At 60.0% G+C, this 17,775-nt stretch carries 14 protein-coding genes and 1 tRNA gene; 4 read left to right on the top strand and 11 right to left on the bottom strand.

Going from position 1 to position 17,775, the window contains the following annotated elements; all coding sequences use genetic code 11:
* Positions 1-13 precede the first annotated feature (13 nt).
* The 3 genes from SBC1_RS28105 (at position 14) to SBC1_RS28095 (ending at position 2,415) form a co-directional block, all read left to right on the top strand.
* A complete protein-coding gene (locus SBC1_RS28105) occupies positions 14-334 on the top strand; it encodes a DUF1840 domain-containing protein (RefSeq protein ID WP_165102431.1) in 321 nt (106 codons plus the stop codon).
* Positions 335-909: 575 nt separating this feature from the next.
* Positions 910-2,208: an MFS transporter gene (locus tag SBC1_RS28100; RefSeq protein WP_165102428.1), complete on the top strand. Its 1,299-nt coding sequence runs from the start codon at positions 910-912 to the stop codon at positions 2,206-2,208.
* A 51-nt stretch (positions 2,209-2,259) separates the two neighbouring features.
* Positions 2,260-2,415: a hypothetical protein gene (locus tag SBC1_RS28095; protein WP_165102425.1), complete on the top strand. Its 156-nt coding sequence runs from the start codon at positions 2,260-2,262 to the stop codon at positions 2,413-2,415.
* Positions 2,416-2,485: 70 nt separating this feature from the next.
* On the opposite strand, the gene SBC1_RS28090 is transcribed toward SBC1_RS28095, so the two are convergent.
* From SBC1_RS28090 to SBC1_RS28060, 7 genes are all read right to left on the bottom strand, one after another.
* Positions 2,486-3,937 (bottom strand): alkaline phosphatase family protein, encoded by a 1,452-nt coding sequence (locus SBC1_RS28090; protein WP_165102422.1) that lies wholly within the window; start codon positions 3,935-3,937, stop codon positions 2,486-2,488.
* Positions 3,938-3,962: 25 nt separating this feature from the next.
* A complete protein-coding gene (locus tag SBC1_RS28085; protein WP_165102419.1) occupies positions 3,963-4,520 on the bottom strand; it encodes a hypothetical protein in 558 nt (185 codons plus the stop codon).
* 849 nt (positions 4,521-5,369) lie between these two features.
* Positions 5,370-5,446: transfer RNA gene (locus tag SBC1_RS28080), tRNA-Ile, on the bottom strand.
* 197 nt (positions 5,447-5,643) lie between these two features.
* Positions 5,644-8,265, bottom strand: a complete 2,622-nt coding sequence (rpoD, locus tag SBC1_RS28075) for an RNA polymerase sigma factor RpoD (protein WP_241202351.1) — start codon at positions 8,263-8,265, stop codon at positions 5,644-5,646.
* A gap of 81 nt (positions 8,266-8,346) precedes the next feature.
* Complete coding sequence (gene dnaG / locus SBC1_RS28070) at positions 8,347-10,233, bottom strand: DNA primase (protein WP_165102416.1); 1,887 nt, start codon at positions 10,231-10,233, stop codon at positions 8,347-8,349.
* Positions 10,234-10,316: 83 nt separating this feature from the next.
* Positions 10,317-10,763, bottom strand: coding sequence for a GatB/YqeY domain-containing protein (locus SBC1_RS28065; protein ID WP_165102413.1), 447 nt, complete (start codon positions 10,761-10,763; stop codon positions 10,317-10,319).
* Between the two features lie 367 nt (positions 10,764-11,130).
* On the bottom strand, positions 11,131-12,342 hold the full coding sequence (locus tag SBC1_RS28060; RefSeq protein WP_165102407.1) for an NAD(P)/FAD-dependent oxidoreductase: 1,212 nt from the start codon (positions 12,340-12,342) through the stop codon (positions 11,131-11,133).
* 159 nt (positions 12,343-12,501) lie between these two features.
* Between SBC1_RS28060 and tsaD the strand changes: the two genes are divergently transcribed.
* Positions 12,502-13,530 (top strand): tRNA (adenosine(37)-N6)-threonylcarbamoyltransferase complex transferase subunit TsaD, encoded by a 1,029-nt coding sequence (gene tsaD, locus SBC1_RS28055; RefSeq protein WP_165102404.1) that lies wholly within the window; start codon positions 12,502-12,504, stop codon positions 13,528-13,530.
* Positions 13,531-13,572: 42 nt separating this feature from the next.
* On the opposite strand, the gene folE2 is transcribed toward tsaD, so the two are convergent.
* The 4 genes from folE2 to SBC1_RS28035 all read right to left on the bottom strand — a co-directional run bounded on the left by folE2 (position 13,573) and on the right by SBC1_RS28035 (position 17,728).
* Positions 13,573-14,391 (bottom strand): GTP cyclohydrolase FolE2, encoded by an 819-nt coding sequence (gene folE2, locus SBC1_RS28050; protein ID WP_165102401.1) that lies wholly within the window; start codon positions 14,389-14,391, stop codon positions 13,573-13,575.
* A 105-nt stretch (positions 14,392-14,496) separates the two neighbouring features.
* On the bottom strand, positions 14,497-16,410 hold the full coding sequence (gene dxs / locus SBC1_RS28045; RefSeq protein ID WP_165102398.1) for a 1-deoxy-D-xylulose-5-phosphate synthase: 1,914 nt from the start codon (positions 16,408-16,410) through the stop codon (positions 14,497-14,499).
* A gap of 125 nt (positions 16,411-16,535) precedes the next feature.
* Positions 16,536-17,420, bottom strand: coding sequence for a polyprenyl synthetase family protein (locus SBC1_RS28040; protein ID WP_165102395.1), 885 nt, complete (start codon positions 17,418-17,420; stop codon positions 16,536-16,538).
* Positions 17,417-17,728, bottom strand: a complete 312-nt coding sequence (locus tag SBC1_RS28035; protein ID WP_062086216.1) for an exodeoxyribonuclease VII small subunit — start codon at positions 17,726-17,728, stop codon at positions 17,417-17,419. The genes SBC1_RS28040 and SBC1_RS28035 overlap by 4 nt, the downstream gene beginning before the upstream one ends.
* Between the last annotated feature and the right edge of the window lie 47 nt (positions 17,729-17,775).

Genomic DNA, 17,775 nt, shown 5'->3' with positions numbered 1-17,775 from the left:
GAGGTGGCCTGCCATGTTAGTCACATTCAAATCGCGAGCATCACCCGATGTTTTGATGCTTGCCGATCTCGCAAATTACCTTCTTGGTATCGTTGGCAAACGCCTTGGTTCGCGTGGGGTTATCGCGCGCAATGAGCTGCCAGATGCCATTGGCCGGATGGAAGACGCCATCGCGGAAGATCAGCGAATGTCGGATGCACACGATGAGATGCACTACGGAACACCAACGGGTGTACACGAGCGCAGCGCCGGACTCGCACAGCGCGCGTATCCTTTTTTGGATATGCTTCGTGAAGCTCAAAAGCAGGACACAGACATTATTTGGGGTCTGTAGATACGCGCTTGCGGAGGGGATCTCAATCCCCTCCGTGCTGATGTCGCTTTCCTCCCAACCTCCGAGAGGCACCTCGGGATGATGCGTCACGGCATCGTTCAGCCCGATAGATCCATACGCAAGGCATCTGCAAGGCGACGCTGCCGCACAGGATCTGCCATGCCGTTTGGTCGAAGCTCGATGCTGCATGATCTCTCCAAAGAAGTGCTCGCCTGACGGGAACGCAGCCCAACTGCTGATCAGATCCGACAAGATCAGCGATTACCCCGATGCGCGTGCACGGCAACCCATACGACGGGCTCGCGACTATTCTGGCATTTCGTTTGCGCCCCGCGGATTTCCTGTCACTCCTATAATTAAATCAATGACTTGATTCTCTGGTTGCATCGTCATGCCGGGTGGCATAGCCGAAGTCGACGACCACATGAACCGCGGCCGCAACATGGACACCCGTACGCCGGCATCGCAGTGCCAGTTTGTTGCTTGACACCGTGTGACCGTAAGCCCGGGATCGCCATGGCCTGCGGCGGGTCATGCCGGCCCAACACAAGATTCAGATTCTGGAGACGGCGAAAATGTCGAACGCTAACGCAACACAATCCAAATTTGGAATGGTTGTCCGGGTGACCAGCGGCAATTTCCTGGAGATGTTCGATTTCTTCCTGTTTGGCTTTTATGCAACCTATATTGCCAAGACCTATTTCCCGGCCGACAGCGAATTTGCATCGCTGATGCTGACGTTCGGCACGTTCGGCGCGGGCTTCATCATGCGGCCTGTCGGCGCGATTGTTCTGGGCGCCTATATCGACAAGGTGGGCCGGCGGCAGGGGCTGATCACGACACTCGCCATCATGGCGATGGGCACTGTGCTGGTGGCCTTTGTGCCCGGGTACCTGACCATTGGCCTGTTCGCGCCGCTGCTGGTGCTGATCGGCCGCTTGCTGCAAGGTTTCTCGGCCGGCGTGGAATTGGGCGGTGTATCGGTCTATCTCGCTGAAATGGCGACGCCGGGTCACAAGGGCTTCTATGTGAGCTGGCAGTCGGCTAGCCAGCAGGCTGCGATCATCGTGGCCGCCGTGATTGGCTATACCTTGAGCGCCACCATGGGACAGGCAGCGATTGCCGCATGGGGCTGGCGAATTCCGTTCTTCATCGGTTGCATGATCGTGCCGTTTCTCTTCGTGATCCGCCGTTCGCTGCAGGAAACCGAGGAGTTCACCGCTCGCAAGCACAGGCCGAACGCGAGCGAAATTTTTCGCTCGATGATGCGCAACTGGGGAATCGTACTGGCCGGAATGATGCTGGTCGTGATGACCACGGTGTCGTTCTACCTGATCACCATCTATACGCCGACCTTCGGGCGCAGTGTGCTGAAACTCTCGGCGGAGGACAGCCTGATTGTCACGTTCTGCATTGGCGTGTCGAACCTGTTCTGGTTGCCGATAATGGGCGCCCTGTCCGACCGCGTCGGACGCAAGCCGCTGCTGATCGGTTTCACGCTGCTGACCATCCTGACCGCGTATCCGGTCATGGTCTGGCTGGTGAACGGCCCGACTTTCCAGAAGATGCTGATTGCCGAGTTGTGGCTTTCGTTCCTCTACGGCAGCTATAACGGGGCCATGGTCGTGGCGCTCACCGAGGTGATGCCGGTCGACGTTCGGACTTCCGGGTTCTCGCTGGCGTACAGCCTGGCCACTGCGATCTTCGGGGGCTTCACTCCCGTCATTTTGACCTTCCTGATCCAGGTAACTAACAACAAAGGCGCACCGGGTTTGTGGATGAGCTTCGCCGCCGTGTGCGGCCTGATTGGCACCCTGATACTTTACCGGCGTAGCGCAGTCGCCAAGCGGGAGCACGTGTCACTGGCGGCGTGATCACACAGGATCTGATCGAGTACGATTTCTCCGTAATTCGTCTGGATAACTATGCTTTATAAATTACACGAACAAAACCGCGCTCTTTTCGCGCCCTTCGTCGAATGGGCGCACGCGTGGGAAAAATTGCTGATCGATCCGGTCTCGCCAACGGCGCGCTTACCGTTTGCGCGCCGTATCGCGGCTGGATACGAGTTGATGTACTGACTCAGCAAGGACTCAGACACGGAAACGATCCATCGCTGTTGGCAGTGGCATTCGTCAGTCCAGAAGCAAGTTACGGTTTCTCGACAGGTACATTTTCACGCTGACGTTGCGCCTGCCAGGCAGCCGTTCGCGTGCGGATGTAGTCGTCGTAGTCATCGCTCGTTTTGAGCTCCGGCAGTTGACTGTGCATGTGCCCCTGGCTGTCGGCGACTGGCAGTCGCGACACCAGTTCGGCATGAATCATCTGCAGGTGCGAAGGCGCGTTCCCGCCTGGGAATGAGGTACCCGACTTGGGAACCGTCACCCCGGTAAGCGGATTGTCAGTGCGCGGCTGCCTGCACGTGAAAGCTGCGCTGACGTCCGGAGCGGCTGCATCTCGGGCAGTGAGCGGTGGCAAGCTCCAGAGCACTTCGACGGTCTTCAGGATGCTGGTGTGATCGAGTGGCGTCCCGGTCTCTGCCACCTGGAATACGGTGCCCTTCTCAATCCACGGCGATACCAGCACCGTCGGCACACGTACACCGAAGCGCGTGAAGTCGAAGCCGAACTCGCCCGCAAGGTTGTCCGGCGCGACCGCGCCTGCAGGTGGCGCGACATGGTCATAGCCGCCGCCGTGTTCGTCATAGGTAATGATCAGCAGCGTTTGATTCCACTTCGGCCCGGTGGAGACCGCCTGGTAGACGTCGTAAATCAATTGCTCGCCAAGGGCCACGTCGTAGTTGGGATGCTGACTATTGCCCGTGGGACTCCAGCTCGGCTCCAGAAAACTGAAGGCCGGCAACGAACCTGCCCTCGCTGCTGCCTGAAAATCGCTGAACAGGCCGAAGTGCGAATCAGACGCCTCGGTCACGTCGGGAAAATTTTGACGCGTCATCGGCGGAGTGTCGTATCCGTAGATGACCCAGTTCAGATTAGCATCCGATAGCCGGCCAAAAATGCTCGGGCAGGTGAACGTCTTGGCCACATCGTCCATATGACCCTGGCTCGTCGCGGCGCAGGCGAACGCGCGATTCGGCATCGTCTCGGTCGGCACCGACGCGTACCAGTGGTCACAGACGGCGTAGCCCTGTGCCAGCCCTGACAGCACCGGGAGCATCGCCGGTGTGAACACGCCCATAATGTTTCCAGCGACCGTGCCTGGCAGGATCGACCAATCGTTGTTGGCTTCCCACTCAAGAGTTTGTGCAAAGTCCTGCACGAAGCCGCCATTGCCCGGTTGCTGTCCAGGCGCGACCGTCGCGGTCCCGAACAGTTGCACGTTGGTGGCAGCATAACCCTCGCCTGGATCGGCGCCGGGCATGAAATACGCGTTCTGGTCCGTGGGAGCGATCTTGAACACAGCTACCGGGTTGCCCTGACTATCACTGTTGGCCTCCTCTCCTGTGAGACCTTCAAATGGCTGGCCATTGGGCGACCTGTTCCCCTGATCCGCGTAGAGAAAGCCCAACATGTGATCGAACGAACGGTTCTCAAGCATTAGCACGACAATGTGCTGAGTCGACGTGAAGGCAGCAGTATTCATTACGGAATCCTGATTGTGCGGCTGTTCAGATCGGATCCGGCTGGTCGCCCGCGAGCAGTAACTGTGGCACCTGGCTAAAGCTGTAGTTGCTACTCCCGGCCTCGAGATCGAACACCCAGACCATATCGAAACGGTCGCCCGGCCAGCTTTGCGGAGCGGTCGTGTTACCGAGTATGGCGTTGGCGATCAGCGGGATGTGCTTGTGCTCCCAGCCCACGAGCACCGCACCGTCACACGCCATGGCGGCCGTCGCCAGTTGAGTCTCCTGTCCAACCGTGTAAGTTGTATTGGTCGTGAGCATCAACTTTTGCGCGAGGACACTCAACGTCTCGACGGGACGCTTGCTTTTGGTTCCCTCTTCGTCTGTCGCTGCAAACAGGTATTGCGGTTGTGCAAGGTCGGGGCTCTGCAACGGACCACGACTTGGCGCAAAAAGGTCTGCCAAGGCGCCGGCACGAGTCCATCCGGCAACGAGTAACGAATCGGCATCCTGTTCGCCGTCGGCGGTGACGCCGTACGGCGGCGACACGGCCTGCGGCTTTTCGCCGTGACGAACGACCATGATTTTCTGTGCCCGCGCCATGATTTCCTCCGACGGGATTAGGGAAAAACTTTCGTGTCTGTCACGCCTTCTCTGCCGGTCTCTTCACAATTGTCTTTGTTGCACGCCCTGTTCGAGCAGTCCTTGGCGCGGGTGACATCAACCTTCTGCGCGGCCCACGTACTGATCACACTTTCACTCCAACGGTCATGTTGGACCGTGCGCTCTCGCTGATCATTGATCGCGGCCTACCTGTGATCCGCAAAGGTGGTTCTGATGGCGTCGTTATGGTGTTGTGGATTTGGTTGCGTGGTCGACATGCATTCATTTTTCGATGTCGCCGCGCTCGCCAAGCTGGGTTGAATCGGAAACCTGATTGGCGACAGCTGATGTCGGTCTGTCAGACGTCGCAAGCCTCAACAAACCGCCGCCACGACTATTGACATGGCTCGCCCGGCCGGTTCGATGTGTATCCCTCATTCGTATTGGCAAGCCGACCTAGGTCCCGCTCGAAAAGCGAACAACATCGAATTGGCCGCACACGACGCCACCATTCAAGCTAGGACTTCGGATTTCGGAAGTCAAGGACGCGCCGCCGATCACCCCGCCGGCCGTTTTCGCATGCTCCATGCGCGAGGCGACGCCAACCGGAATGACGAGCACCTACGTCACGCCGGAACGACCTGCGTAGCCGATACGCCCGCCGCTCGAGAGATCGAAGGGATCTCACCCCAGGGAAGCACTGGAACGCCCGAAACTCGCCTCTCTGATGTTGATGCCACGAAGGCCCGACGTGCGGACGTCCCTGGCCATCCCAGACAGCAAAAAGCCCGCTGGGCGCGGGCTTCGGGGAGATCATCGGGCTTCTTCTGACATCTTGAAACAGTAATGTGGTGGGCCGGGTGGGATTCGAACCCACTATCGGTCGATTATGAGTCGACAGCTTATACCAATTAAGCTTCCGGCCCTTTTGCAGGAAAACACCCTGCCGCGAGTCAACGAGCTAAGGGAAGACGTCAAGCGACGCTTCCGTCGCGTATCGAATTCAGCATCGATTCTATCCGACTGCACTCACGAAGGTCTGCGAGTTTGCCTTGAAACGGTCCATAAAACAAGCGCGGCGGACCATTTGGCCCGCCGCGCTTGGATCCTCACCAACCCAACATCAATTCCCTTCCAGGAACGACTTCAGCTTGTCCGAGCGGCTCGGATGACGAAGCTTGCGCAGCGCCTTCGCCTCGATCTGGCGAATCCGCTCACGCGTCACGTCGAACTGCTTGCCCACTTCCTCGAGCGTGTGGTCCGTGCTCATCTCAATACCGAAACGCATCCGCAACACCTTCGCCTCGCGCGGCGTCAGGGAATCGAGCACGTCCTTCACCACGTCGCGCATGCTGGCATGCAGCGCGGCGTCGGCCGGCGCCACCGTGTTCGTATCTTCGATAAAGTCGCCAAGATGCGAATCGTCGTCGTCCCCGATCGGCGTTTCCATGGAGATCGGCTCTTTCGCAATCTTCATGATCTTGCGGATCTTGTCTTCCGGCATTTCCATCTTTTCGGCGAGCGTTGCCGGATCCGGCTCAAGCCCGGTTTCCTGCAGGATCTGCCGCGAAATACGGTTCATCTTGTTGATCGTTTCGATCATGTGAACCGGAATCCGGATGGTGCGCGCCTGGTCGGCGATCGAACGCGTGATGGCCTGACGAATCCACCACGTGGCGTACGTCGAGAACTTATAACCACGGCGATATTCGAACTTGTCCACCGCCTTCATCAAACCGATGTTGCCTTCCTGGATCAGATCCAGGAATTGCAGGCCGCGGTTCGTGTACTTCTTGGCAATCGAAATCACGAGACGCAAATTCGCTTCCGTCATTTCGCGCTTCGCCTGACGCGCCTTCAGTTCACCGGCCGCCATCTGGCGGTTGGTTTCCTTCAGGTCCTTCAACGGCAACACAACACGCGCTTGCAAGTCGAGCAAACGTTGCTGCTGTTCGCGAATCGCCGGAACGTTTCGCTCCAGGATCACGCTATAGCCATGATTCTCGGCAACAACCTTCTCCGCCCACTCTAGATCCGTCTCGCTACCCGGGAACCGGGCGATGAATTCTGCACGCGGCATGCCGCATTTATCGACTACGGTATGCAGGATCTGACGTTCCACCTGACGCACTTCGTCCACTTGCGCGCGCAACGTGTCGCACAAACGCTCAACGGTCCGCGCGGTGAAGCGAATGGTCATCAGCTCGCTCTGAATGGCTTCTTGCGCCTTCAAATAAGCCTTCGACTTATAGCCTTCCTTCTCGTACGCGCGACGCATCTTCTCGAACCACTCGCTGATCAGCGAGAACTTCTCGAGCGATGCACGCTTGAGCGCTTCCAGCTGCGCGGCGTTGGCATTGGCCTGAGCGGTGGTTTCGTCGACTTCTTCCTCGTCCTCGCTCGCCTCTTCCTCTTCTTCCTCTTCGCTTTCAATGGCTTCCGCTTCCTGCTCGGAGAAACCATCGGCGTCAGCAGCGTTCGGATCGATCAGGCCATCAACCAGTTCATCCACGCGCGTTTCTTCGTTCTGCACGCGCTCGGCCATGGCCAGAATGTCAGCGATAGTCGTCGGGCAAGCAGAAATGGCCATGACCATGTGCTTGAGGCCGTCTTCAATCCGCTTCGCGATCTCGATTTCGCCTTCGCGCGTCAGCAGTTCGACGGTGCCCATTTCACGCATGTACATGCGGACCGGATCGGTCGTCCGGCCGAATTCGGAGTCGACGGTAGAAAGCGCGACTTCAGCTTCCTCTTCAACTTCATCGTCCGATGAAGCCGCCGGGGCGTTGTCATTGAGCAGCAGCGTTTCAGCGTCTGGCGCTTGCTCGTAGACCGCCACGCCCATGTCGTTGAACGTGCTGATGATCCCTTCAATAGCTTCCGTTTCCGTGAAGTTATCGGGCAGGTGGTCGTTGATTTCAGCGTAAGTCAGGAAGCCGCGTTCCTTGCCGAGCTTGATCAGCGCGCGCAGCTTCGCACGCCGCTCCTCGAGCTCTTCAACCGTACCGGGCGCGCTCGAGGCGAACGCGTCCTTCAACAGCGCTTTTTCCTTCGCACGCCGGTCGCGCGCCTTGACCTTTTCGACCTTGGCCGGAGGTGCGGCTACAGCATCCGCAGCAGAGGCCGTGGCCGGGTCGGCCTGCACGTTTTGCGCGTTTTGCGTTGCGTCGTCATCGACGGGTACTTCGTTCAGCTTTTTCGTCATGGAGTTCGCCGTACCGGCATTAGTCTCGACTCGCGGCTGCTGGACGACAGCCGATGGAACCGTGGATACAGAATATGCGCGCGCTGCCTTGTCCTGCGTACCCTTGGCAATTCGTCGCCCCGAGTCCTGCGCCGGTCCCCGCTTCACGACGCGCACGCGAGCCAGCTTCGACCCCTGCTTCGTGTTGCGTTTCCGGCCCGCATTGGCAGCCGCTTCCGTTGCACTCGCTTGCTTGCCGGCCGAATTTTCGGCCTTGCCACTCCTGCCAGTTTCGCCCGCCACCAGGCCAACCTGATCCTTCGACTGACCCGGCGTCTTCTTGCCCGCCGGCCTCACGACATTCGCCGTTCTGACCGACCCCACACTCACTGCCGACGCAAGCGAGTTTTTTTTGCTTGCACCCGATGGCGGAGAGGGAATGGCGATCGCCCTGGTTTTCGACACTCCGGGGGAAGGAACTGACCGGCTATGGGCCACTGCCCGTTTCGACTCGCTCGAGCCGCGTACCGTCGTTTTCTTCCCGCCAGCAGTCTTAACCATGCGTGCCTCACCTCTTCCGCAAATGAGCACAAAAGTCAAAAAAACAACTTGCTGAAAACCTTTAATTGTAGCATGCAGGTCTTAAATGTCCCGACTCACCCCGCGCAAGGCCTTAATTTGAGCAGCTTTAGCCGATAAATCCGAAAATTCGGCAATTTCTTCCGCAGTCAAGCTCGATTGCTGCGCCAGTTGATCCAGCCGATTCCTATAGCTGTCGTGTCTCAGCTTGACAACCGTTGCATGCAACTCTTCCGCGAGCAGCTTTTTCTGCTCCTGTACGCGTTCGTTGGCGCCTTCGTCGGCCGGATCGCGCATCAACAGATCCCGTACATTTTCATCATAGGCGAGAATTTCCTGGAAGATATCCTCGTAAGTCGGGGCATTTGCCGCGTTGCGCAAGAGATCCGACAGCATCTGGAACTCCGCCGTTTCCCCCAACTCGCGCGCGTGGCCGATTACCTCGCTAAACAACTCGCCGTGTTCGGTCATGGTGATCAGCGTCTGCTCGCTTTCGTGATCGAGCGTGCCGTAGATCGCCGGGTACATCACCAGGTTGCGCAGCGCGCGCTGTTCATGGCCCTTTACGCGACGCCGCTCGCTCTTGGGCAGCGCAGCCCGGGCGACAGCCGCCGCTCGCGAGTCGATGTCACACAATGCCGCGATTTCGCCGAACGGTGTATTCAGCCGATCGGCCAGCATATGCAGGATCTGCACGCGCAGCGCGTTCGCCGGCAACGCCTGAAGCAAAGGCTTCGCGTCGAAGAGCGCCTTCGCGCGGCCTTCCGGCTGGTCAAGTTCCTTGTCGTTCAGGACTTCGTTCAGCAGGAACTGCGACAGGGGCATCGCGCGATCGACCTGCTCACCGAAACCGTCAGTGCCGAATTCACGCACGTAGCTGTCCGGGTCGTGTTCCTTCGGCAGGAACAGGAAGCGGATCGTGCGGTTGTCGGCGGCATGCGGCAAACAGGCGTCCAGTGCACGGCGCGCGGCGCGGCGGCCGGCCGAATCGCCATCGAAACTGAACACAACGGTATCAGTCTGACGAAACAGCTTCTGTACGTGGACCGGCGTGCAAGCCGTGCCAAGCGTGGCAACGGCGTTCGCAAAACCCAATTGCGCCAACGCAACAACGTCCATATACCCTTCGACGACCAGCGCGTACCCGAGTTCGCGAATAGCCAGCCGCGCCTCAAAAAGGCCGTATAACTCGCTGCCTTTGCTGAACAGCGGTGTTTCAGGCGAATTCAGGTACTTCGGCTCTCCGCCGTCGAGCACGCGGCCGCCAAAGCCGATCACATTGCCCTTCACATTGCGGATGGGGAACATGACGCGTTCGCGAAAGCGGTCGTATCGGCGAGACTGGCCCTGGTTGTCGCTTTTCTCGCTGACGATCACCAGACCTGCTTCCACCAGATTGTCGTTCTTGTAATCGGGGAACGCGGCTTCGAGGCTCTGCCAGCCGTCGGGCGCGTAGCCGAGTCCGAAGCGCAACGCGATTTCTCCCGTCAGGCCACGCTTTTTCAAATATTCGATAGCGTTGGGCGCCCCGCGCAACTGCTTGCGATAGAACTCGCAGGCAGTCTGCATGACTTCGGTCAACGCAACGCTGACGGCTTTGCTCGGCGCGGGAGCGTAACCTTCGCCGCCCGAGCCGCCGCCTCCGCCACGCATGGACGGTTCCTGCGGCACGGTCAGGCCGGCCGACTGGGCGAGGTCCTTGACTGCTTCGGGGAACGTGAGCCCGGTGTGCTCCATGAGAAAGCTGATTGCCGTGCCGTGCGCGCCGCAGCCGAAGCAGTGATAGAACTGCTTGGTTGGGCTGACCGTGAACGACGGGCTCTTCTCGTTATGGAAGGGGCACAAGCCCATGAAGTTCGCGCCGCCCTTCTTCAACTGCACGAACTTACCCACCACGTCGACGATATCGACGCGGTTCAGCAAGTCCTGAAGAAACGAATGCGGAATCACTAAATTGAGTTTTCTGGATCAGACTTTCGGGTCACGTTTTCTTCAGCAATTTCTTCAACAATGTCTTCGGCAAGTAAGCAAGCTTATTTGGCGAGCGCTGCTTTGACCAGGCCCGACACTGCGGTCATATCTGCACGGCCCGCCAGCTTTGGTTTCAGCACGCCCATTACCTTGCCCATGTCCTGCGGACCGGCCGCGCCAGTTGCCGCCACAGCCGCCTGAATTTCGGCGTTGATGGCTTCATCCGACATCTGCTCGGGCATGTAAGCCGCCAAAACGCCTAGTTCGGCTTGTTCCTTCGCCACCAGATCGTCGCGTCCCGCCGTCTGGAACTGGCTGATTGAGTCCTTGCGCTGCTTGATCATTTTATCGATGACGGCCGTGATGGCTGCGTCGTCCAGCGTCACACGCTCGTCGACTTCGCGCTGCTTGATTGCCGCGAGCAGCAGCCGGATAGTGCCGAGGCGTTCGGTTTCGCGGGCGCGCATCGCGGCTTTCATGTCGTCGGTGATCTGGTCTTTGAGGCTCATCGCTTGGGAACTCTGCTGGTGCTGTGTTGAGAGAATGCGGACGTCAGCCGTTCATGGCGCTAAAGCAAAAACCCGCTTGGGACGTTTCCTCAAGCGGGATCATGAACAGGGTAATTCGGGTACCTTTGAAGCCGGCTGGCACAACGCCGAGACGTGGTCGAGTGGCCGCTCGAGGCAGGGATCGTCTTCTTTCCTCATGCATCACCGCCCCGTTTTGACTCATTTTGCGCTCGTGCCCCGCTCGTGCCGATTACCGCTATGAACAAAACAGTATAGCAGGTCGAAACTATGATTTCCCAGGGGAACCAGTCTTGCAGAGATGCCGGTCCTTACGGGTGAAAGCTATACTGGTCATGCCTTTGCGCTTCTAGGCGCGAACCAGTTCGGCCGCAGCTTTGCCCGCCGCCACGCCCGACGCCCATGCCCACTGGAAGTTGTAGCCACCGAGCCAGCCGGTGACATCGACCGCCTCGCCGATGAAATATAAACCCGCGACGCGCGAACTCATCATGGTTGTGGATGAAAGCTCCCGGGTGTCCACGCCGCCGCGCGTGACCTCGGCCTTCCGGTACCCTTCCGTGCCGTTCGGTGTAAGCGTCCAGCGCGACAGCGATTCGCCGATCTGGCGCAGCGTTTTGTCGGGGAGATCAGCGAGACGGGCGTCGGCGGCCACGCGTTGAACGTCGAGCCAGGTTTGGGCGAGCCTCGCCGGAACGCGCTCGGCGAGAAACGTGCCGACTTGTTTGCGGGTTTCCCGTTTGGCCGCGATCAGTTCGCTAATGGCATCGACGCCAGGCAACAAGTCGATGCAAATCGGCTCCGATGGGTTCCAGTAGCTCGAAATCTGCAGCACGCCCGGCCCCGACAAACCACGGTGCGTGAGGAGCAGGTCCTCGCTGAATTCCCCACGGCCGCGGCCTGCGCCCGCGCTGAGTTCGACTGGCACGGACAAGCCGGATAACGCCGCGAACGGCTCCCAGTCTGCGGGAGCGAAGGTCAACGGTACCAAGGCGGGACGGGTATCAACGAGCTTGTGGCCGAATTGCTTCGCCAGCCGATACGCAAAATCCGTCGCGCCGATTTTCGGGATCGACAGGCCGCCGGTTGCTACGACGAGTGCTGCGCTTGAGATCGTGCCGGCGTTGCTGTCGAGGAAAAAGCGGGTGCCGTCGTGGCGGATCGTATCGACGGTGACGGGCCGGCGCCACGTTACGCCACCCGCATCGCATTCGCTTTTCAGGAGTTGGATAATGGATTCGCTGGAGTCATCGCAGAAAAGCTGGCCTTTGTGCTTCTCATGCCAATCCACGCGATAACGCTTGAGCAGCGCAAGAAAATCCTGAGGTGTATAGCGGGCGAGCGCAGAGCGGCAAAAATGCGGATTTGCCGAGAGGAAGTTGGCCGGTCCGGCATTGATGTTCGTGAAGTTGCAGCGGCCGCCGCCCGAGATGCGGATTTTTTCCGCGAGCCGTTCGGCATGGTCGATCAAGACCACCCGGCGGCCGTTTTGCGCGGCCACGGCGGCGCACATCATGCCCGCCGCGCCCGCGCCGATGACTGCGATATCGTAGGTTTCCATGGCGCGCATTGTAACGGGTGGTGCGCCTGGGTTCGAGGCGGGGTTGGACTGCAGGCCACTGCGGGGCGCGACTGGAGCAATCAAAGCAACACCGTCGGGCGAACGAACCCCAACCCGCCCGCTGCTATACTTATCCCTTAATCCAAACAGCTCCACCCCATGCTTGTTCTAGGCATCGAAAGTTCTTGCGACGAAACCGGCCTTGCGCTCTACGACACCGAGCGAGGCCTGCTTTCGCACGCGCTGCATTCGCAAATCGCCATGCATCGGGAATACGGTGGTGTGGTGCCAGAACTGGCCTCCCGCGACCACATCCGCCGGGCGCTGCCCCTCCTCGAGCAAGTCATGGCGGAGGCCGGGACGGTGCCAACGGATATCGATGCTATTGCGTTCACGCAAGGTCCTGGGCTCGCTGGCGCGCTGCTGGTGGGCGCGAGCATTGCCAATGCACTCGCCATGGCGTGGGACCTGCCGACTGTCGGGATTCATCATCTGGAAGGGCATCTGCTGTCGCCACTGCTGGTGAGCGAGCCGCCGCCGTTCCCGTTCGTCGCGTTATTGGTGTCGGGCGGCCACACGCAATTGATGCGCGTGACCGACGTAGGTGAATATGAAACGCTCGGCGAGACGCTGGACGACGCCGCCGGCGAAGCCTTCGATAAAACCGCCAAACTGCTGGGACTGGGTTATCCGGGCGGCCCGGAAGTCTCGCGGCTCGCCGAATTCGGTACATCTGGCGCAGTTAAACTGCCGCGCCCAATGCTGCATTCCGGCGACCTGGATTTCAGTTTCAGCGGGTTAAAAACCGCGGTCCTCACTCACAGCCGCAAGCTTGGCACGAACGTGTGCGAGCAATCGAAAGCGGATCTGGCGCGGGGTTTTGTCGATGCAGCCGTCGACGTGCTGACCACCAAGTCGATCGCGGCGTTAAAGCAGACGGGTCTGAACCGGCTGGTCGTGGCGGGCGGAGTGGGCGCGAACCGCCAATTGCGCGAGGCGCTATCCGCCGCCGCGAAAAAGCGTCGCTTCGAAGTGCATTACCCGGACTTGTCGCTATGTACCGATAACGGCGCCATGATCGCCCTCGCCGGAGCCTTGCGTCTCGCGCGCTGGCCCGATCAGGCCGTGCGCGATTATGCGTTCACGGTGAAGCCGCGCTGGGATCTGACATCGCTGGCGGCGGCGTAAGTGGCTTCAATGAGCGTGATGCGCTATTGCTGCCCCGGACCTTCAAATAGCCAGCGCTGAAACCCGCTTGTCATGCTCGATCACGGCGTAAGCGCTGTGATTGTGGATCGATTCGAAATTCTCGGCCTCCAGCACATACGCCACAATCCGTTCGTCCGCATTCAGTCGCGTGGCGACATCGCGAACCAGGTCTTCAACGAATTTCGGATTTTCGTAAGCACGCTCGGTCACGAACTTCTCGTCGGGCCGCTTCAGCAAGCCCCACAATTCGCACGACGCTTCTTCCTCAGCAATCCGAATCAAATCCTCGATTGAGACATCACCCTCGAACTCCGCCGCGATGGTCACGTGCGAGCGCTGGTTATGCGCGCCGTACTGCGAAATCTGCTTCGAGCACGGGCACAGGCTAGTCACCGGCACGAGCACTTTCAGCGAGATCCGCGTCTCGCCACCGCACGCAACGCCAGTCAGCGTGACCTCGTAATCCATCAGGCTTTGCACGCCTGACACCGGCGCGGTCTTCATGACGAAGTACGGAAACGACACCTCAATACGCCCCGAATGCGCTTCAAGTTTCGCCAGCATCGCCGTGAGCATGGTCCGCAATGCGGCCTGGTCGAGCGGCGCGCGATTTTCGTCGAGTAAAGCGACGAAGCGCGACATGTGCGTGCCTTTTTGATCGGCGGGAAGATGAACGTCGAGACTCCAGACGCCAACGCCCGGCTGCAATTCGCCACCGGAAGTCCGGATCGTCAGCGGATATCGAACTGCTTTTACGCCCACGCGCTGGATTGGGATCTGCCGGACGTCGAGCGAACTCTGGACATCGGGCATCGCGAAGGCGGGATTCATCTGATTCATTCTTTTTCCTTGTCCGTGGCGTGAATCTCGTCGCGCGAGCCTTGACGCTAACGGATAAAACCAGACAGGCGTCCCCGACGCCTGTCTTCACCACGCGTTCTGCGATCAGGCGACGCGTTTAGTCAGCTTGGCTGCATCGGTTTCGACGTTGTTAAGAAAGCGCTCGCGAATCGAATTGGCGATACCCGCGCCATCAAGCCCGCACGATACCAACAGCTTGACCGGATCGCCGTGATCGATGAATACATCCGGCAAGCCCAATTGCAGCACGGGCTTGATGACCGCGCTCGCCAACAGGCTTTCCACACATGCCGAGCCCGCGCCGCCCATGATCGCGCCTTCTTCCACGGTCACGAGCGCGTCGTGCGTGGCGGCGAGTTCGCGCAGCAGTTCGGCATCGACCGGCTTCACGAAGCGCATGTTCGCGACGGTCGCATCGAGTTCCTCAGCCGCCGCCAACGAAGGGGCGACCATGGTGCCGAACGCAAGGATCGCGATGCGCTTGCCGGAACCCACTTTCTGCGTGGACTCACGGCGGATTTCGCCCTTGCCAAGCGGAATGGCGGTCATCTTCTTGACGGTCTTCACGCCCGTGCCCGCGCCGCGCGGGTAACGGACAGCGGAAGGACCGGGCTGCTGCAAGCCCGTGTACAGCATCTGACGGCATTCATCTTCGTCTGAAGCCGCCATCACGGTCATGTTCGGGATGCAGCGCATGAACGCGAGATCGTAATTGCCAGCGTGCGTCGCGCCGTCTGCGCCCACCAGACCGGCGCGATCGATAGCGAATACCACCGGCAGGTTCTGCAACGCGACGTCGTGGATCAACTGGTCGTAGGCGCGCTGCAAGAACGTGGAATAGATGGCGACAACCGGGCGCATGCCGTCGGCGGCGAGACCGCCCGCGAACGTCACGGCGTGTTGCTCCGCGATACCTACATCGAAATAGCGATCCGGGAAACGCTTTTCGAACTCCACCATGCCGGATCCTTCGCGCATGGCCGGCGTGATGCCGACGACCCGCGAATCCTGCGCGGCGGCGTCGCACAGCCATTCGCCGAATACCTGCGTGTAAGTCTTCTTCGATGGCGCCGTCGACGGCTTGATGCCTTCCGCCGGATTGAACTTGCCAGGACCGTGGTAGAGGACCGGATCGGCTTCGGCGAGCTTATAACCCTGCCCCTTCTTCGTCACGACGTGCAGGAACTGTGGGCCGCGCAATTCCTTGATGTTTTGCAGCGTCGGAATCAGGGATTCCAGATCGTGGCCATCAATCGGGCCGATATAGTTAAAACCGAACTCCTCGAACAACGTAGCCGGAACGATCATGCCCTTCGCGTGTTCCTCGAGCTTGCGAGCGAGGTCCAGCATAGGAGGCGCCACGCGCAGCACACGTTCCACACCGGCACGCGCCGCCGCGTAGAAACGCCCCGACATCAAGCGCGCGAGATGACGATTCAACGCGCCGACCGGCGGGGAGATCGACATGTCGTTGTCGTTCAGGATCACGAGCAGCGGCACGTCGTCGGCCACGCCTGCATTGTTCATGGCCTCGAACGCCATGCCGGCGGTCATCGCGCCGTCGCCGATCACGGCGATGGAGTAACGGTTGTCGCCCTGCAGCTTGCTGGCGATCGCCATGCCGAGCGCCGCCGAAATGGACGTGCTGGAATGCGCGGTGCCGAAAGTGTCGTATTTCGATTCGCTACGGCGTGGGAAGCCGGAAATGCCGCCGGCCTGGCGCAGCGTCTTCATCTGATCGCGACGGCCGGTCAGGATCTTGTGCGGATAAGTCTGGTGACCGACGTCCCAGACAATGCGGTCGTGCGGGGTATCGAAGACGTAATGGAGCGCGATCGTCAGTTCGACCGTTCCGAGATTCGACGACAAATGGCCGCCCGTCTGCGACACGCTGTCGAGCACGTAGGCACGCAGCTCTTCGGCCAGCGGTTTTAGTTCGTGGCGGTCCAGGGCGCGCAAGGCGGCCGGATCGTCGATGGTTTTCAGCAAGTCGTACATCGTCGTCCCATTTAGGAAAACTGGCGGAAGCCGTTCGGTTGTTGTCCGGTGGTGCTTACGCAGCATGCGTAAGGTGCGTAAGTTGCATCAGGCACGACCGCCGGTCCCGCGTTTTATCGTATGTTTCAGTGCACCCGGTTTACAACCAGGTCAGCCAATTCCCCGAGCCGACCGGCACGCGGGCCAAAAGGCGCGAGCGCAGCGTGCGCGTCGCGGCCCAGTTGTGCCGCCAGTTCGCGCGATGCATCGAGTCCGATGATCGACACGTAGGTCGGCTTGTCATCCTTCGCGTCCTTGCCCGCCGTTTTGCCCAGCGTGGCTGAGTCGGCCGTGACGTCGAGAATGTCGTCCACCACCTGGAACGCAAGCCCGACCGCGGCTGCGTAGGCGTCCAGCGCGCTCATGGCGGCTGCATCCGGCGCTTCGCCACAGAGTGCACCCATTCGCACCGCCGCGCGCAGCAATGCACCGGTTTTCTTGCGATGCATGGTTTCCAGTTCCGGGCGCGACAGCTTGCGGCCCACGCTTTCCAGATCGATTGCCTGACCGCCTGCCATGCCGACCGAACCGCTCGCCGCCGCCAGTTCGCGCGTAAGCGACGCCTGCTGCGCCGCGCTCAGGCCGTTGTCCGCTGTCAGCACAACGAAAGCTTGCGACTGCAACGCGTCACCCACTAATAATGCCGTTGCTTCGTCATATTGCACGTGTACCGTTGGTTTTCCGCGACGCAAAGCGTCGTCGTCCATGGCCGGCATGTCGTCATGAACCAGCGAATACACGTGAATCATCTCGAGCGCCGCGCTCGCCGCTTCCAGTTGCTGCGAACCGGCGCCAGTCAGCTCACCAGCCGCGTGGCACAACAGCGGGCGAACCCGCTTGCCGCCGCCGAGCACCGCGTAGCGCATGGCTTCGTGCAGTTTGGCGGGCGCGATGTCCGTTCCCGGCAAATAATGCTCCAGCGCCGTTTCCACGCGGTCAAGGCTCGCGCGCATCCATTGATCGAAAGTCATAAGTCGTCCCCGTTATCTGCCGTTGTGCCGGCGCCCTGAGTGGCGCGCTGGACCTCGGCGGGCAGCGGTTTTAGTGTGTCGCCGTCGAGCACGCGAACTTGCTGCTCGACCTTCTCTAGTTGTTGCTGGCAAAAGCCGACGAGCGCCGCGCCGCGCCGATAAGCCGCTAGCGATTCTTCAAGGCTCAGCGCGCCGCCTTCCATGCGCGCCACGAGCCCCTCCAGTTCGGCCAGCGCCGTTTCGTAATTCTCCGGGAGCGGCGCGTTTTCCGCGCTGGCCGAGCCTTCCTGCGTTGCGGTCTTCGCCATGAATCGTGGGTGTAGTGTCTGATTTCGGGAAACAAGTCGGACATTCT

The sequence above is a fragment of the Caballeronia sp. SBC1 genome, assembly GCF_011493005.1.
GTDB lineage: Bacteria > Pseudomonadota > Gammaproteobacteria > Burkholderiales > Burkholderiaceae > Caballeronia.
Note: the sequence above shows the minus strand (reverse complement) of the source record. Positions and strands in the feature narration are given on the sequence as shown.

Excerpts from the sequence above, each read along its gene's own strand:
- SBC1_RS28035 (WP_062086216.1), bottom strand. The coding sequence starts at position 17,728 with ATGGCGAAGACCGCAACGCAGGAAGGCTCGGCCAGCGCGGAAAACGCG.
- SBC1_RS28085 (WP_165102419.1), bottom strand. The coding sequence starts at position 4,520 with ATGGCGCGGGCACAGAAAATCATGGTCGTTCGTCACGGCGAAAAGCCG.
- SBC1_RS28065 (WP_165102413.1), bottom strand. The coding sequence starts at position 10,763 with ATGAGCCTCAAAGACCAGATCACCGACGACATGAAAGCCGCGATGCGC.
- rpoD (WP_241202351.1), bottom strand. The coding sequence starts at position 8,265 with ATGGTTAAGACTGCTGGCGGGAAGAAAACGACGGTACGCGGCTCGAGC.
- folE2 (WP_165102401.1), bottom strand. The coding sequence starts at position 14,391 with ATGAATCAGATGAATCCCGCCTTCGCGATGCCCGATGTCCAGAGTTCG.
- tsaD (WP_165102404.1), top strand. The coding sequence starts at position 12,502 with ATGCTTGTTCTAGGCATCGAAAGTTCTTGCGACGAAACCGGCCTTGCG.
- SBC1_RS28105 (WP_165102431.1), top strand. The coding sequence starts at position 14 with ATGTTAGTCACATTCAAATCGCGAGCATCACCCGATGTTTTGATGCTT.
- SBC1_RS28090 (WP_165102422.1), bottom strand. The coding sequence starts at position 3,937 with ATGAATACTGCTGCCTTCACGTCGACTCAGCACATTGTCGTGCTAATG.
- SBC1_RS28100 (WP_165102428.1), top strand. The coding sequence starts at position 910 with ATGTCGAACGCTAACGCAACACAATCCAAATTTGGAATGGTTGTCCGG.
- SBC1_RS28095 (WP_165102425.1), top strand. The coding sequence starts at position 2,260 with ATGCTTTATAAATTACACGAACAAAACCGCGCTCTTTTCGCGCCCTTC.
- SBC1_RS28040 (WP_165102395.1), bottom strand. The coding sequence starts at position 17,420 with ATGACTTTCGATCAATGGATGCGCGCGAGCCTTGACCGCGTGGAAACG.
- SBC1_RS28060 (WP_165102407.1), bottom strand. The coding sequence starts at position 12,342 with ATGGAAACCTACGATATCGCAGTCATCGGCGCGGGCGCGGCGGGCATG.
- dxs (WP_165102398.1), bottom strand. The coding sequence starts at position 16,410 with ATGTACGACTTGCTGAAAACCATCGACGATCCGGCCGCCTTGCGCGCC.